The 682-nt window shown below is 34.5% G+C and carries 1 pseudogene; it reads right to left on the minus strand.

Going from position 1 to position 682, the window contains the following annotated elements:
- Nucleotides 1–226: 226 nt before the first annotated feature.
- Nucleotides 227–682: pseudogene (locus AC1DJR_RS32510) on the minus strand (binary toxin-like calcium binding domain-containing protein); the annotation flags it as partial.

A 682-nucleotide genomic window follows, 5' to 3' on the forward strand; every position in this document is an offset into this window, starting at 1 on the left:
GTGTATATGTTTTCCAAGATCTTCATAGTAAAAAACCACTACTTTAGCCATGGGTTTTTACATACATGATTATGATTACAAGTACAAACGAATGAAGGATACATTAAAAGGAATGAGTTCAATATCGAACTCATTCCCTATTAGCAGCCTACATTCTTATTTCTAACTTTTTGGGTTCAGTCCATTACCGATGTTTTTTTAAACTTTGCAACAAAACCGTTCCCTTTTACTTAGCTTTGTCGAAACTCCATCTATCTAAAATCACATTACCATTACCAACAGGATATACCTGCACATCATTACCATATGTCACATAACCAGATCCACCCTTATCCAACCCTATATTGTTACCATCAGATTGTAGGTTCCATTCTCTCTGGTAATCATAGCTGCCTGGGCTATGTGTATGATTAAATTTAAAAGTACTTGCRTTYTGTTTTTGRTCWAAATGGATATAACYATYTTGAAGTTTTAAATATTCATAGCCTGAATAAGCACTATTTTGAACTTTAATGTGTACCTCTTCACCTTTTTTGATTGGTTGTCCAGGTTTAGGCTGCCCTTTTCTTTCAATAATTACATTAACTGGTTGAGTGTAATTCCCACCATACGCAAGGTATTGCCATTTATCATTTCCTTTATAACTGAGTACAGGATATCCACTAGCCTTCAGAGTATAAGG

The organism is Bacillus sp. 05T31, from assembly GCF_056396725.1.